This is a genomic window from Pseudomonas donghuensis (assembly GCF_000696345.2).
Lineage (GTDB): Bacteria > Pseudomonadota > Gammaproteobacteria > Pseudomonadales > Pseudomonadaceae > Aquipseudomonas > Aquipseudomonas donghuensis.
The window spans coordinates 3,126,109-3,140,404 of record NZ_CP071706.1 but is presented as its reverse complement, the minus strand read 5'-3'; the positions used below and the strand labels follow the sequence as shown (position 1 = coordinate 3,140,404).

The following is a 14,296-nucleotide window of genomic DNA, read 5'->3' as shown; positions in this document are numbered from 1 at the left end:
AGGTGTGCTCCTGCGGTCAATTGCGCGACGAAGGTTTCAGCGAGTCAGCGGGTGCATCCTTGGGCCGGCCACGCAGCAGCGATTCAGGGTTGCGTCCCAGGTAATCGGCCAACTCGCGCAGCGAGCGCGACATGCGCCCCAGCTCGTCGAGGGTCTGGGTCAGTTGCTCGCGCTGCGGCGAGTCCTCGGCCAGGGTCGAGTTGGCCGACTGCAGGGTCTTGCTGACTTCCTGCAAGGTGCCCTGGACGCCCGGCAAGGTGCGGCTGTTGAACTGCTGCAAGCTTTTGCGCAATTCCACCAGGTTGGCGTCGAGGTTGTTGGCGATGCGCTCGAGCGGCAGGCGGTTGAGCTTTTCGACCATGGCCTGGAACTGCTCCTGCAGTTGCTCCAGGCTACCCGGTACGGTGGGGATGGTAATCGGCCGGGCTGTGGGGTCGAACACCACCTTGGGCGCCTTGGGGTCGAAATCCAGGGCGATGTACAGCTGCCCGGTGAGCAGGTTGCCGCTGCGGGCCTGGGCGCGCAGGCCGTTGTCGACGAAAGAGCCGAGCAATTGCGCGGCGGCCTTTTCGTCGTCGGGGTCGTGGTTCAGTGCCTTGAGCAGCTTGGTGTGGGCCCGGCCCAGGCGTTGCGGGTAGATGACGATACCGACATTGACCGGGAAGGTGCGCTTTTCGACGTCGAAGTCGAGGTTCACCGAAACCACCGAGCCGATTTCCACCCCGAGGAATTCCACCGGGGCACCGACCTTGAGGCCGCGCAGGGCCTGGTCGAAGCGCAGGCTCAGGTACTGTGCCTTGCCATGGGGCGGGGCGAGCGCCCGGGCGCGGTCGTCGAACAGCTCGAACTGGCGGTCTTCGGCGGCCACCTGATCGTCGGGGCTGTAGTCCGGGGCGCGAAAGGCGATACCGCCGACGATCACCGACGACAGCGACTCGGTGCGAAAGGCAAAGCCGTTGGCGCCGACTTCGACATCGACACCGCTGGCGTTCCAGAACCGGGTGTTGTCGGTGACGAAGGCATCGTTGGGCGCGTTGATGAACACCTCGATACTGACCCCTTTGCCGTTCTCGTCGAGGCTGTAGGCCACTACCTGGCCGACCGGAATCTTGCGGTAGTACACCGGCGAGCCGACGCCCAGCGAGCCAAGGTCGCTGGCATGCAGGAAAAAGCGCTTGCCCGGTTCGCCATAGGTGATCGGCGGTGGCGATTCGAGGCCGATGAAGGCCTTGGCGCGGGTGTTCGATTCGCCGGAGTCAGCGCCGATGAAGTCACCGGACAACAAGGTATCGATACCCGACACGCCGCCGGCGCCGATGCGCGCGCGCACCACCCAGAACTTGGCGTCTTCACGGGTGAAGTTTTCGGCCTGCTTGACCAGCTTGACCGTGGCGGTGACGTTCTTCTGGTCCTTGCTCAGCTCCACGGCGGTGACCTGGCCGATCACCACGTTGCGGTACTTGACCGCGGTTTTGTTGGCTTCCAGGCCCTGGCCGGTCTTGAAGGTGATCTCAATGGTCGGGCCTTGCTGCATGACGTTGTGCACCACCAGCGACAACCCCACCAGCACGGCCACCAGCGGCACGATCCACACCAGCGAGATGCTGAAACGGCGGGTCTTGACCGCGGGTTGGCCGGGTTGTGGGCTGTCTTGGCGGGTATCAGTCATCGGCCTGCTCCTTGTCGCGCTGCCAGATCAGTCTAGGGTCGAAACTCATTGCCGCCAGCATGGTCAGCACCACGACCATGCCGAAAAACAGAATGCCCGGGCGTGGCGCGATGTCGCCCAGGGCCTGGAACTTGACCAGCGCCGCCACCAGGGCGACCACCAGCACATCGAGCATCGACCAGTAGCCGATCAGCTCGACGAAGCGGTACAGACGTGCCCGTTGCGTCTGCGCCCAGGTGCTCTGGCGCTGCACGGTGATCAGCAGCAGGGCCAGGGCGACGAACTTGGTCGCCGGCACGGCGATGCTGGCAATGAAAATGATCAGGGCGATGTCCCAGGCACCGTGCTCCCAGAACTCCATGACGCCGCTCATGATGGTGCTGTCGGCGCCGCTGCCGAACAACGTGGTGTTCATCACCGGCAGCAGGTTGGCGGGGATGTAGAGCACCAGCGAGGCGATCAGGTAGGCCCAGGTACGGGCCAGGGAATCGGGCTTGTGCGCATGCAGCGGCGCACCGCAGCGCTCGCACTCGTGCGGCTGGTTGCTGTTGTCGCAGGCCATGCCGCAGGCGTGGCAGAGCACCAGGTTGAGCTCGGCGGCGCGTGGCGGGCGGTTCATGGCAGCAGGTCCCAGAGTTCACGGATATCGCGCCCGGCGATGCGCAATATCAGCAGGCTCAGGGCCGCCAGGGCCAGCAGGCCGATGCCCGGCAGCACATCGAGCATGCCGGCCAGCTTGAACACCGCGACCATGGCGCCGAGCAGGCACACCTCGAGCATGCTCCACGGGCGCAGGGTTTCCAGCCAGCGCATGCACAGGCTGAAGCCTGGGGCGCGGCCGCCGGCCAGGGCAAAGCCGAGCACCCAGATCAACAACAGCAACTGGAACACCGGGGCGATGATGATCGAGATCGCCGCCACCAGGGCGATGAAGGTGATGGGCCCGGTGGCCAGGGCCTTGACCGAATCCCACAGGGTAGCGCTGTTGTGCAGGCCTTTGAGGCTGATGCTCATGATCGGGTAGAAGTTGGCGAACACCCAGAGGATCAGCGCAGTGACGCTCAGGGCCAGGCGTTGCTGCACGCTCAGGCCGTTATAGCGCTGCAGCACGGCGCCGCAGCACTGACACAGGGCTTTCTGGTGCTTGCCGAGGCTGGCCTTCTGGTACACGCAGTCGCAATGTTCGCAGATGATCAGCTGATGGGTATCCAGCATGGCGCGCGCTCTGGCTGCGGGCGGGGACTAGGTCAATATAGTCGGCGCTGGCGCGGGGCTGCGGATTTTTTCCCCCGCAGGCTCCCTACAGGTGCTGGCGTGGTGAAGCGGGCAGGTGCGCCAGTTTCAACGCCTGGGCAGCGGCGCGCGGCAGTTGGGCGAGAAACTCATCGAACCGCGCCTTGTCGGGGACATAGCGCCAGCCTGAGATACCGACGTGCAAGTGCGCTTTGCCAGGCTTCATAGGGTTCGGTCGCTCAATGTCCAGGACGCAGCCACCGGCACTTGTGAGTTCCATTGGAAAAACCGGAACCTCTGTCGTTGTCTGCGGTTCAGAACAGATAGTGGTCACAAAAAACCACCAAGCACCACTCCCAGACGAGGATTTTCATGATGAGCACACTTTTGCGCACCGGGGCCTTTGCACTGGCCTTCAGTCTTGTCGGCGCCGTCCATGCCGCCCAGGATGCCGACGACTTTGTCGAAGACGCCTCGGCCAAGGGCGTGGCCGAGGTCGAAGCGGGCAAGCTGGCCCAGGAGAAAGGCACCAGCAGTGACGTCAAGGCGTTCGCCGACATGATGGTCAAGGATCATCGAGCGGCCAACCAGAAGCTCAAGGTGCTGGCCACCAGCAAGGACATAAAGGTCTCCACCGATGCCGACCTGATCGACAAGGCCAAGGCCATGATCCTCGAGCTGCGCGGCGCCAAGTCCTTTGACCAGGCCTATGCCAACAACCAGGTCAAGGCCCACGAAGCGGCCATCGAACTGTTCCAGGATTACGCCAAGGACGGTAAGGACGCTGAACTCAAGGCCTTCGCCACCCAGGCCCTGCCGACCCTGCAGGCCCATCTGGAAAAAGCCCGGGCACTGGCCGCTGCGCACGGCGGGGATGAAGCCAAGCCTTGATCTGAAAGCCACGAAGACCGTCGCCGCAACGACGGTCTTCGCCGCCTTGCTATGGCCGTTGCGGCACTTGCGTGAGTCGTTGGCCTTGAGCCGCGCCCCGACCCTGTGGCACGACCAACGGTATGGGTGACCTGCCGGTTGCCAAGGCGTTGGGTGAACTACACTCAAGCCACTTCTCACAGCGCTGCGCTGGTAAGCAATCATGCTTGATTACTTCGCCTTGGGTTTGTTGATTTTTGTCGGCCTGGTGCTGTTCTACGGGATCATTGTGTTGCACGACATCCCTTATGAAATCGCCGTGCACCGCAACCACCCGCACCAGGACGCGATCCACGCCACTGGCTGGGTCAGCCTGTTCACCCTGCATGCGCTGTGGCCATTCCTGTGGATCTGGGCGATGCTCTATCGCGAAGATCGCGGCTGGGGGTTTGGCGACGGCAAGTCGCCGCAAAGCCATGTGCTGCGCCTGGAGCAACAGGTGGTCGAGCTGCAGCAGCGCATCGACCGCCTCGAGGGAACATCCGCCACTGTCGATGCCGGCGAAGGCATCTGAGCCATGGACCTGTTGCTGATCCTCACCTACGCCGCAATCTGTGTGGCGATTTTCAAGCTGTTTCGCATCCCGCTGAACAAATGGACGGTGCCCACTGCGGTGCTCGGCGGCATCGTCATGATTGGCGCCCTGATCTTCACCATGAACTACAACCACCCGTATTCGGAGGTGGCGCGGTCGTATTTCGTCTCGGTGCCGGTGATCCCGGTGGTGACCGGCCAGGTGATCGAGGTGCCGGTCAAAGGCAACCAACCGCTGGAGAAGGGCGATGTGTTGTTTCGCATTGATCCGACGCCGTTCGAGCACCGTGTGCGCTCGCTCAAGGCACAGATCATCGCCGCCAGGGGCGACCTGTACCGCATCAACGAGCTGATCAAGCGCAACTTCGGCACTCGCCGCGAGCAGGAAGCGGCCATCGCCCGGGTCGACGACCTGCAGGCGCAACTGGACAACGCCCAGTTCGAACTCGACAGCACCGTGGTGCGGGCGCCGAGCAAGGGCTATGTCACCCATGTATCGCTGCGTGCGGGGATGATGGCCAGTGCCTTGCCGCTGCGCCCGTCAATGGTGTTCATCCCTGACGAAGGCCAATACTTCGCCGCCTGGATGCGCCAGAACAGCTTGTTGCGCCTGGTGCCGGGCGATGAAGCGGAAGTGGCCTTCGACGGCATTCCGGGCAAGGTCTTTCGCGGCAGGGTCAAGAATGTCATCGCGGTGATTGGCGAAGGTCAGGTGCAGCCCTCCGGCAACCTGGTCAGCTACACCGGTTCGCCCCCGCCCGGGCGCGTGCCGGTGATCATCGAGATCGACGATCCGGCGTTTGCCCAGTACGCCAAGCAGATGCCGGGCGGTGCCTATGGCCAGGCGGCGCTGTACAGCAAGCACTTTCCGCATATTGCCACGATGCGCAAGATTCTCCTGCGCATGGCGGCATGGATGAACTACATCTTCCCGTTTCATTGACGGCGTGCAAATGTGCGACCTGTGGGCGCTATGAGGCCGGTACAGCCAGCACATCAGGTGGCGTCTGGATTACGACCGCTGCGCGCTCGATCGCTGGCAAGGCCAGCGCCCACAAGTCCGGCGTACGCAGATCCACTGTGGGAGCTGGCTTGCCAGCGATGGGGCCAGTACAGCCAGCACATCAGGTGGCGTCTGGATTACGACCGCTGCGCGCTCGATCGCTGGCAAGGCCAGCGCCCACAAGTCCGGCGTACGCAGATCCACTGTGGGAGCTGGCTTGCCAGCGATGGGGCCAGTACAGCCAGCACATCAGGTGGCGTCTGGATTACGACCGCTGCGCGCTCGATCGCTGGCAAGGCCAGCTCCCACAAGTCCGGCGTACACAGATCCACTGTGGGAGCTGGCTTGCCAGCGATGGGGCCAGTACAGCCAGCACATCAGATGGCGTCTGGATTGCGACCTCTGTGGGAGCTGGCCTTGCCGGCGATGAGGCCGGTACAGCCAGCACATCAGGTGGTGTCTGGATTACGACCGCTTGGCGCTCGATCGCGGGCAAGGCCAGCGCCCACAAGTCCGGCGTACACAGATCCACCGTAGGAGCGGGCTTGACCCGCGATGAGGCCAGTGCTGCAGAACTAGGCCGCCCGCGCCTGACGTATTGGCAGCTCGATCCTGAATGTAGTGCCGGCACCGAGTTCGCTGTGCACGCGGATTTCCCCTCGATGGCGCTTGATGATCCCGTACGACAACGACAGGCCCAGCCCCGTCCCCTGGCCCACAGGTTTGGTGGTGTAGAAAGGGTCGAAGATCTTTTGCAGGCTGTCGGCGGCAATGCCACTGCCGGTGTCGGCCACTTCGATCCACACCTGCTCGCCATCGCAGCCGGTACGCAAGGTGATGGTGCCGCGCTCCGGGCCTATGGCCTGGGCGGCGTTGACCACCAGGTTCATGATCACCTGGTTGATTTGCGAGGGCAGGCACTCGACCTCCGGCATTACCCCATAGTCTTTGATCACATCGGCCTTGTACTTCAATTCGCTGGCAACGATGTTCAGGGTCGAGTCGATCCCCTGCTGCAGATTGGCCCATTGCCAGTCATGGTTCGAGTCCACCCTGGAGAAGTCCTTGAGGTCTTTGACGATTCGTCCGACTCGGCTGATACCGTCCTTGGACTCGCGGATCAGCAGCGGGATGTCATCGAGGATGTAGTCCAGTTCGATCTCGGTGCGCAGTTCTGCCAGGTCCGCGCTGAGTGTTGTCGGGTCGATGGCCGTTTCCGCCTCGCGGTAGGCCTTGAGCATGCCCTGCAAGCGGCTGAAATACTCGTCCAGTGCACCTAGATTGGACGAGACGAAGCCGATCGGGTTGTTGACCTCATGGGCGACTCCTGCAGCCAACTGGCCCAGCGACGCGAGCTTTTCCGATTGCACCAGCTGGCTTTCCAGCAGCTTGCGCTCGTCGATCTCGCGCTGCAGGGCGGCGCTGGCCTGGGTCAGGGCCAGGGTGCGCTGCTCGACGCGCTGTTCCAGTTCGTTCATCTGCAACTGGGCACGGGCGGTCATTTCCCATTTGGTGGTGAGGGTGTTGGCCATCTGCAAGACTTCGATGTTGTCGAACGGCTTCTTCAGGATCAGCAGGCGGTCATGGCCGTTCAGACGGTCGAGCAGTTCATCCCAGGAATAGTCCGAGTAGGCCGTGCACACCACCACCTGCAGCAACGGGTCGTGCTGCCACAGCGCTTCAATGGTCTGCGCGCCATCCCAGCCATCGGGCATGCGCATGTCGACGAAGGCCAGGGCGTAGGGGCGCTGACGGCTCGCTGCCTCGAGCAGTTTGCCCAGGCCTTCCTCGCCGCCGTAGGCCGAATCGAGTTCGAACACGGTGGCGGCGGCCTTGGGCGTTTCGCCGAACAGGGCGCTTTCCAGGGCATCGAGGTCGGCGTTGACGGCGGATTGTGGCGCCAGGATCTTGCGAAAATCGTCATGGATAGCCGGCGTGTCATCGATCAGCAGGATGCGCCGGTTGCAGGGCTCGGACATGATTCACCTTCGGCGATTATCAACGGGATTTGCAGGACGAAGCGCGCACCCTTGCCAGGCCCGTCGCTGTAGGCAAGCAGATGGCCGTTCATTTCCACCGCGGCCAGGGCGCAGCTGTGCAAGCCGAAGCCGTGGCCTTCCTTACGGGTGGTAAAACCGTGGGCAAAGATCCGCGTGATGTTTTCCGGGGCGATGCCTTCGCCTTCGTCGGTGACGCTGATCTGCAGCGTGTCGTCATCGAGCCGTTTTACCCCCAGGGTCATGTTGCGGGCGTGGTTGCACACGTCCGACATGGCGTACTTGGCGTTGCTGATCAGGTTGATCAGAATCAGCAGCAGGCGGTGTTTGTCCCCCATGATCCGCGGCACCTCGTCGTATTCCTTGAGCACCGTGACGTGGTGGCGGGTGAGGGCGCCGGCGTTCATGCGCAGGGCGTCTTCGAGCAATGTGCTGACCTCCAGCGGCTCCAGCAACGTGCTGGCCCCGGCATAGGATTGCTGGGTGGCGACGATGTCCTTGATGTGATCGACGCTCTTGCTCAACTGGGTCAGCTCGTCGGCCATTTCCTTCTGTTCAAGGCTGATCGCCTCGACCAGCTGGTTGAGGTAGCCAGGGAGCATTTTGCCTTTGGCGTCTTCACTGAGGAAACGCCCCAGGTCGTCGGGGTGCTCATTGATCAGCTGCATGGCCTTACCCAGGCCCAGGGCCTTGCTGGTGCGCAGCTTTCGGGTCACCAGGTCGGCGGAAATATTCACGCTGTTAAGCACGTTGCCGACGTTATGCAGAACGTTGGTGGCGATTTCCGCCATGCCGGCCTGGCGTGCGGTATCGAGCAGTTCGCTCTGGGTGTCCTTGAGCTGGCGGGTGCGCTCCTCGACCCGTTGCTCAAGCTCGTCGTTGGCACTGAGCAGGGCGCGGTTGACCCGGTTGATCTCGCTAAAGCTGCGCATCAGGCGTATGGCCATGTAGATCAGCAGCAGGACCAGCAGGGTGGAGAACACCAGCAGGTAGAAATGGTACTGCTGGTCGACCAGGGCCACGGCGCGCTCGTCGCGATCGAGCATCAAGGTGATGTCGTCCAGGCGTACCGCCACCGGCACCGCCTCGATCTGCTCAAGCAACTGGTTGACCCTGGGTTGCTCGCGAAGGATCAAGGCGATGTGGTTGCTGAGGGTATCGATGGGGGCGTGGAACTCGATGGGCAGGCGGTCTTTGTTGATGGCCAGCTTGTTCAGCCCGACCAGTATGTCGGCGGCCTTGTCGTCGGTGGTCATCTGGGCGAATTCGAGGCTGCTGAGCATCAGGTCGTAGGTGTCGGTGGCGATGTTGTGCAGGCGCAGTTTGTCGGCATCGGCAAGCTGCCCCAGCTGGGCCTGGATACCATCTTCGGCGGTCGGCAAGAAGGCCAGGGAATTGCGCAGCACGGCGTTATGCGACTTGAACTGCTCCACCAGCCGGGACTTCTGCGCCAGCGCATCCCGGTAATCGGCATGGGCCGTGCGCCAGGCGGGTGTGTCGCTTTGGCCATGCAGGGCCTCTGCGGTCTCGAACGCTTGCCACAAGCGCGTCATCTCCACCAGCGGCGACACCAGCGGATCATAGTTGTGGCTGATGGTGATGCGCGCCTTGAGGATCTCGTTTTCCCATTGGGAGTTGTACTGTTTGATCTGCCGGACAAGGTCGCGCGCCTGGGCGTAGTTTTGTGTTTCGTCGGCCTTGGACATGAAGTACAGGTACACCAGGACCGAGGCCAGCAGCGCCGCACTGACGCCCAGCAGGAGCAAACCGCGTCGGTGGGTCAGTTTCATAATGGCTTGCCCTCCCATTCACCGGTCAGGGTCTTGAGGAACTGGACAATCAGCGCCTTGTCTTCGGCGCTTGGCGTGCGCCCGAGCTGGTAGCGGAACATGACATCGACTGCCGCTTCCAGGGTCGCCGCCGAGCCGTCATGAAAGTACGGTGCGGTGACCGCGACATTGCGCAGGCTGGGCACTTTGAACACATGCCGGTCGTCCTCCTCGCCAGTGACGTTGTAACGGCCCAGGTCTGCCTCGGTCGGGTTGCCGCGGTCTTTGAAGTAGTCACCCAGCACACCGAACTTCTGGAACATGTTGCCGCCGATGTTCACCCCTTGGTGGCAGGCGATGCAGCCGTACTCCTGAAAGCGCTGATAACCGTGTTTTTCTTCGGTTGTGAGGATCTCGGTGTTGCCTTGCAGGTAGCGGTCGAAGCGCGAGCCGGGGGTCAGCAAGGTGCGCTGGAAGGTGGCCAGGGCATTCTGGATGCTGTGCTCGCTGACGCCATCGCTGTAGGCCTGGGCAAAGCTGCTGCGGTACTGCGGGTCGGCGGCAATGCGTTGCACCACTGTCGTCCAGTCGCTGCCCATTTCAGTCGGGCTTTGCACCACCAGGTGCGCTTGCTGCTCCAGGGTTTGCGCGCGGCCATCCCAGAACTGGCGAAAATTCAGCGCGGCGTTGAACACGCTGGGCGTGTTGACCGGCAAGGGTTTGCCATCGACGCCGAGCGAGTGCGGCAAACGGTCGGCGCCGCCGTGGTCGAGTTGATGGCAACTGGCGCAGGACAAGTCGTTGTTGCTCGACAAACGGGGATCGAAGAACAGCTTGCGACCCAACTCGACTCGTTCGGCGGCCACCTGCGGTAGCACCGGCAGTGGCATGAGTGGGCCGCCAACGCTTTGTGCCAGGCTCGTGGCGCTGCTGCCAAGGGTTGTTGCCAATACCAGCAAGGGGAGCAAGTGTGCCATCCATGTGCTCTCAGTCGTGGGGTTCGATGCGCTGTCCGGCGGCGAGCAGCAAGCGGGAAAACGCTACAGGGTCGAGCGGTTTGCTGAAGAGGTAGCCCTGGCCTTGCTCGCAGTCCTGGGCTTTAAGAAGGCGCAGTTGCTCGGCGGTTTCGATCCCTTCGGCGATAACGTTCAGGTTCAGGTTCTTGCCCAGGCTGATGATGCTGCTGACCAGCCGCGCATCGTTGTTGTCGCTGCCCATCTCGCGGACAAAGGACTTGTCGATCTTCAACACATCGACGGGAAATTTCTGCAGGTAGCTGAGGCTGGAGTAACCGGTACCAAAGTCATCGATGGCCAGGCGCACGCCCAGTTGCTTGATCGCCTGCAGGGTGACGACCGTGGCATCGACGTTGTGCATCAACACGCTTTCGGTGATTTCCAGCTCGAGCAGCGATGGCTCGAGGCCGCTGTCGTTGAGGACCTCGGCGAGGTTGTCGACAAAGCCGCGCTGGCGAAAGTCGATGGCCGAGACGTTCACGGAAACACTCAGTGGCGCCATGGCTTGCGCTTGCCATGCGCGTGCCTGGGCACAGGCCCGGCGTAGCACCCACTGGCTGAGGGCAATGATCAGGCCGCAGTCTTCGGCCACCGGAATGAAATCGTCGGGGTACACCCAGCCGTGGCCAGGGCGTTGCCAGCGTATCAGCGCCTCGGCACCGACGATGGTGCCGCGACGCAAGTCCACCTTGGGTTGATAATGCAGAACAAACTCATCGCGCTTGAGGGCCAGGCGCAGGCCGCTTTCCAGTGACTGCTGGCGGCGGGCGCGCAGGTTCATGTCGTCGATGAAAAAGTTGAAATCGTTGGGGCCGTTGTCCTTGACGTTGCGCATCGCGGTCTCGGCTTTCTTGATCAGCATCACCGGGTCGCTGCCGTCATCGGGATAAAGGCTGATACCCATGCTCGCGGTCACCGTAAGGTCATGGCCCGCCAGGGCATGGGGCAGGCTGATCGAGGCCAGGAGCTTTTCGGCAACACCCTGGGGCTGCTGCGGATGCACGATGTCGCTGAGGATGACCACGAATTCATCGGCGCCGTAGCGGAACACCGAGTCCGATTCGCGTACGCTGCTGGTCAGCCGGGCAGCGACCTGCTTGAGTACTTCATCGCCGACCGGATGGCCAAGGGCGTTGTTGATTCGCTTGAAACGGTCCATGCCGAGGAACATCACCGCGGCCTTGCGCTCGTGACGACGCGCCTGCAACAGATGCTGGGTCAGGCGGTCGCCGAGCAGGGTGCTGTTGGGCAGACCGGTAAGCGCGTCGTAGTGCAGCAGGCGGGACACCTGCAACAGCTCCTGCACCCGCTCCTCGACGGTGCGCTGCAGGTCATGCAGCTTGCGCGTGGCGTCCTGGGCCAGTTGCCACTTCCAGCTCAGGGCATTGGCCATCTGGCGGATTTCCAGGCTGTCGAAGGGCTTTTTCAGAATCAGCAACTGGTCGCCGAACTCGATGTGCTCGGCCAGCTCGTCCCAGGAGTAGTCCGAGAAGGCGGTGCACAGCGCAATCTGCAGGTGCGGGTCGGCCTTCCACAAGGCCTTGACGGTTTGCAAGCCATCCCAGCCGGGCGGCATGCGCATATCGGCGAATGCCATGGCGTAGGGCCGGCCTTGCGCGCGTGCGCGGGTGACCAGCTTCAGCGCTTCTTCGCCCTGGTAAGCGGAATCGAGTTCGAAGTTCAGGCGTTGCCGGGCAGGTGAGCCGAACAGCAGCGCCGTGGTATCTTCCAGCGAATCAACGCCCATCGGTTCGGGGCTGAGGATCTTGCGAAAGTCCTGATGGATTGCCGGGGTATCGTCAATGATCAGGATTCGCCGGTTGGCCGGTTGGCTGAGCGGGTTCATCGCTTTACCTGCATCAGTTGCGCGCTGTCGAGTTTCAGTAGCGCCAGTGCCTGGGCGCTGTCGAGGCACTGGCTCAAGGTATGGCCGAGCGGTTGGGCAGGCTCGCTACCGAGGCCATCAGGCACCTGCGGCAAGGCTTGCCGGTCGGTGATGATGCCGATGCCGACGTCACGGGCAAAGTTGATGATGGCGCGTAACGTCTGCGCGCAATCAGGGTCGTTGCTGGCACTGTCGAGCAATTGCGGCGCCAGCTTGAGATGGTTGACCCGGTAGGTCTTGAGGTAGTCGAACGAGGAATACTCGCTGCCAAAATTGTCGATGGCGATCGTCACCCCCAGTTCGCAAAGCCGGGGGAGAATATCGTTGTGGGTCCATTTGGTTTGCGCCAAGGTCGCCTCGGTGACGTCAAAGCGCAGTTCCCAGGGGCAGAGGCTCCAGCGAGCGGTGGTGCGCAATACGTCGTAGATCAGGTCGGCGCCAGACTTGAGCTGGGTCAACGAGACCTTCAAGGCGATCAACGGTGGCGCGATACCCAGGTCATGCCACTGGCGCATCTGCCGACACGCCTGGTCCAGCAGCCAATGGCCAAGGGCAATGCTGACGCCGGTTTTTTCGGCCGCCGGCATGAACACCTCGGGGGCCAGCCAGCCGCGCTCGGGGTGCAGCCAACGCACCCGGGCGGCCATACCGAGCACCTTGCCATTACTCAGGTCGACCTCCGGCAGGAACTGCAACTGCAGTTCATCGCGCTCCAGCGCCTGTTTCAGGTCGTTGGCCAGGGTGACCCGCTCGGTGACTTCGCGGGTGATCTCTTCGCTATGGAACTGGAACTGGTTGCGGCCTTTTTCCTTGGCCCGGTACAAGGCCATGTCCGCTTGTGCCAGCAAGCTATCGGCGCTCAGGCACTGGTGGCTGTACAGGCTGATGCCGATGCTGGTCGACAGGCGCACGGCATTGTTGTCCAGCTGGTAGGGCTGGGCGAGGGCATCGCGGACCTTGCCGGCCAGGGCGGCGCAGTGGGTCGGCTCGTCCACGTCCAGTTGCACAATGGCGAACTCGTCGCCACCGAGGCGGGCAACCACATCGTTCTCGCGGGTGCAGGCGCTGATGCGTCGAGCCGCTTCCTGCAGTAACAGGTCACCGATCGGATGGCCCAGGGTGTCGTTGATCCGTTTGAAGTGATCCAGGTCCAGGTAGAACATCGCAAATGGCGCTGCCCCTCGTCTGGCGGCGGCAAACGCCTGGTGCAGGCGCTCAATCAGTGTGGCCCGGTTGGCAAGGCCGGTGAGGCCGTCAGTGCGGGCCATCAGGGCGAGGTTCTCTTCGGCCAGGCGGCGCTCGGTGATGTCGAGGATGATGCCCTCGATTTCCACCAGTTGGCCCTGGGCGTTGCGTACCGGGATGTAGCGGTTCTCGACCCAGCGCAGGCCGCCATCGGCGGTGCGCAGGCGAAACTCGATGGAGGCTGCGGCGGCATCACGGTCCAGTACCCGCACCATGGCCTCGTCGAGCTTGCCCAGGTCATCGGCATGCACCAGGGTGCTGGCCCAATCCGCACTGCCGACCAGCTGGGTTGCCGAGTGACCGAACTTGGTGATGTTGTGCGAGATGTACATCAGGGCGAATGGCGGCTCGCCCCTGAGCCGGTAAAGAATGGTCGGGCTGTTCTGCACGATGATGTTGGCATCGGCCAGCTCCCGGGTGCGCGCTTCGACCGCCTGCTCCAAGCGTTCGGTCTTGAGTTCAGCCTGTTCGGTCATCTGCCATTTGACCGTGAGGGTGCTGGCCATCTGCCGGATCTCGATGGCATCGAAAGGCTTTTTCAGGATCAGCAGGCGGTCGCCCAGATCAAGCTGGCCGGCGATGTCTTCCCATGAATAGTCGGAATAGGCGGTGCAGAGTGCGACTTGCAATTTGGGATCGACTTGCCAGAGCCGTGCGATGGTCTGCAGCCCGTCCCAGCCAGGCGGCATGCGCATATCGATGAAGGCCATGGCATAAGGCGCCTGGGCGTCCAGGGCCGCCTCGACCTTGGCCAGCGCCTGCTCACCCTGGAAGGCTGAGTCGAGGACGAAGGGCTGGGCCGGCGCCGTCGGCGTGGCGCCGAACAGGGCGTATTCGGTTTCCCCCAGTGCATCGAAGGCGCTGGAGCCGCCGCCGAGGATCTTGCGAAAGTCCTCATGAATTGACGGCGTATCGTCGACGATCAGGATCCTGCGATTGATGTCGGTCAATGGCTGGCTCATCGCAACGCTCCGACGGCGCGCGTAACCGGCAAGTAGACGTGCATCGGGCAACC

12 protein-coding genes are annotated in these 14,296 nt (G+C 62.7%); 3 read left to right on the top strand and 9 right to left on the bottom strand.

Annotated features, from left to right (window positions below; all coding sequences use genetic code 11):
- Positions 1–16: 16 nt before the first annotated feature.
- The 4 genes from BV82_RS14760 to BV82_RS14745 all read right to left on the bottom strand — a co-directional run bounded on the left by BV82_RS14760 (position 17) and on the right by BV82_RS14745 (position 3,128).
- Complete coding sequence (locus BV82_RS14760) at positions 17–1,669, bottom strand: PqiB family protein (RefSeq protein ID WP_010227111.1); 1,653 nt, start codon at positions 1,667–1,669, stop codon at positions 17–19.
- Positions 1,662–2,288: a paraquat-inducible protein A gene (locus tag BV82_RS14755; protein ID WP_010227113.1), complete on the bottom strand. Its 627-nt coding sequence runs from the start codon at positions 2,286–2,288 to the stop codon at positions 1,662–1,664. Before BV82_RS14755 ends, BV82_RS14760 begins: the two co-directional genes overlap by 8 nt.
- Complete coding sequence (locus tag BV82_RS14750; RefSeq protein WP_010227115.1) at positions 2,285–2,884, bottom strand: paraquat-inducible protein A; 600 nt, start codon at positions 2,882–2,884, stop codon at positions 2,285–2,287. Before BV82_RS14750 ends, BV82_RS14755 begins: the two co-directional genes overlap by 4 nt.
- An 85-nt stretch (positions 2,885–2,969) precedes the next feature.
- Positions 2,970–3,128, bottom strand: a complete 159-nt coding sequence (locus tag BV82_RS14745) for a hypothetical protein (protein WP_158491196.1) — start codon at positions 3,126–3,128, stop codon at positions 2,970–2,972.
- Between the two features lie 149 nt (positions 3,129–3,277).
- Between BV82_RS14745 and BV82_RS14740 the strand changes: the two genes are divergently transcribed.
- The 3 genes from BV82_RS14740 to BV82_RS14730 all read left to right on the top strand — a co-directional run bounded on the left by BV82_RS14740 (position 3,278) and on the right by BV82_RS14730 (position 5,309).
- Positions 3,278–3,793, top strand: coding sequence for a DUF4142 domain-containing protein (locus BV82_RS14740; RefSeq protein ID WP_010227117.1), 516 nt, complete (start codon positions 3,278–3,280; stop codon positions 3,791–3,793).
- Between the two features lie 202 nt (positions 3,794–3,995).
- A complete protein-coding gene (locus BV82_RS14735; protein WP_010227119.1) occupies positions 3,996–4,346 on the top strand; it encodes a DUF3302 domain-containing protein in 351 nt (116 codons plus the stop codon).
- A 3-nt stretch (positions 4,347–4,349) separates the two neighbouring features.
- Positions 4,350–5,309, top strand: a complete 960-nt coding sequence (locus BV82_RS14730) for an HlyD family secretion protein (protein WP_010227121.1) — start codon at positions 4,350–4,352, stop codon at positions 5,307–5,309.
- 635 nt (positions 5,310–5,944) lie between these two features.
- On the opposite strand, the gene BV82_RS14725 is transcribed toward BV82_RS14730, so the two are convergent.
- Genes BV82_RS14725 through BV82_RS14705 form a run of 5 tightly spaced genes read right to left on the bottom strand, consistent with a single transcriptional unit; the run spans position 5,945 to position 14,243 of the window.
- Positions 5,945–7,348 (bottom strand): ATP-binding protein, encoded by a 1,404-nt coding sequence (locus tag BV82_RS14725; RefSeq protein WP_036997147.1) that lies wholly within the window; start codon positions 7,346–7,348, stop codon positions 5,945–5,947.
- Positions 7,315–9,156: a DAHL domain-containing protein gene (locus BV82_RS14720; protein ID WP_036997148.1), complete on the bottom strand. Its 1,842-nt coding sequence runs from the start codon at positions 9,154–9,156 to the stop codon at positions 7,315–7,317. Before BV82_RS14720 ends, BV82_RS14725 begins: the two co-directional genes overlap by 34 nt.
- A complete protein-coding gene (locus tag BV82_RS14715) occupies positions 9,153–10,112 on the bottom strand; it encodes a cytochrome-c peroxidase (protein ID WP_036997149.1) in 960 nt (319 codons plus the stop codon). The genes BV82_RS14720 and BV82_RS14715 overlap by 4 nt, the downstream gene beginning before the upstream one ends.
- Before the next feature lie 10 nt (positions 10,113–10,122).
- Positions 10,123–11,997: a putative bifunctional diguanylate cyclase/phosphodiesterase gene (locus tag BV82_RS14710; protein ID WP_036997152.1), complete on the bottom strand. Its 1,875-nt coding sequence runs from the start codon at positions 11,995–11,997 to the stop codon at positions 10,123–10,125.
- On the bottom strand, positions 11,994–14,243 hold the full coding sequence (locus tag BV82_RS14705; protein ID WP_010220138.1) for a GGDEF/EAL domain-containing response regulator: 2,250 nt from the start codon (positions 14,241–14,243) through the stop codon (positions 11,994–11,996). The genes BV82_RS14710 and BV82_RS14705 overlap by 4 nt, the downstream gene beginning before the upstream one ends.
- Between the last annotated feature and the right edge of the window lie 53 nt (positions 14,244–14,296).

What these genes read in the sequence shown, in the direction of transcription:
- BV82_RS14760 (WP_010227111.1), bottom strand. Translation starts at nt 1,669, where the DNA reads ATGACTGATACCCGCCAAGACAGCCCACAACCCGGCCAACCCGCGGTC.
- BV82_RS14755 (WP_010227113.1), bottom strand. Translation starts at nt 2,288, where the DNA reads ATGAACCGCCCGCCACGCGCCGCCGAGCTCAACCTGGTGCTCTGCCAC.
- BV82_RS14750 (WP_010227115.1), bottom strand. Translation starts at nt 2,884, where the DNA reads ATGCTGGATACCCATCAGCTGATCATCTGCGAACATTGCGACTGCGTG.
- BV82_RS14745 (WP_158491196.1), bottom strand. Translation starts at nt 3,128, where the DNA reads ATGAAGCCTGGCAAAGCGCACTTGCACGTCGGTATCTCAGGCTGGCGC.
- BV82_RS14740 (WP_010227117.1), top strand. Translation starts at nt 3,278, where the DNA reads ATGAGCACACTTTTGCGCACCGGGGCCTTTGCACTGGCCTTCAGTCTT.
- BV82_RS14735 (WP_010227119.1), top strand. Translation starts at nt 3,996, where the DNA reads ATGCTTGATTACTTCGCCTTGGGTTTGTTGATTTTTGTCGGCCTGGTG.
- BV82_RS14730 (WP_010227121.1), top strand. Translation starts at nt 4,350, where the DNA reads ATGGACCTGTTGCTGATCCTCACCTACGCCGCAATCTGTGTGGCGATT.
- BV82_RS14725 (WP_036997147.1), bottom strand. Translation starts at nt 7,348, where the DNA reads ATGTCCGAGCCCTGCAACCGGCGCATCCTGCTGATCGATGACACGCCG.
- BV82_RS14720 (WP_036997148.1), bottom strand. Translation starts at nt 9,156, where the DNA reads ATGAAACTGACCCACCGACGCGGTTTGCTCCTGCTGGGCGTCAGTGCG.
- BV82_RS14715 (WP_036997149.1), bottom strand. Translation starts at nt 10,112, where the DNA reads ATGGCACACTTGCTCCCCTTGCTGGTATTGGCAACAACCCTTGGCAGC.
- BV82_RS14710 (WP_036997152.1), bottom strand. Translation starts at nt 11,997, where the DNA reads ATGAACCCGCTCAGCCAACCGGCCAACCGGCGAATCCTGATCATTGAC.
- BV82_RS14705 (WP_010220138.1), bottom strand. Translation starts at nt 14,243, where the DNA reads ATGAGCCAGCCATTGACCGACATCAATCGCAGGATCCTGATCGTCGAC.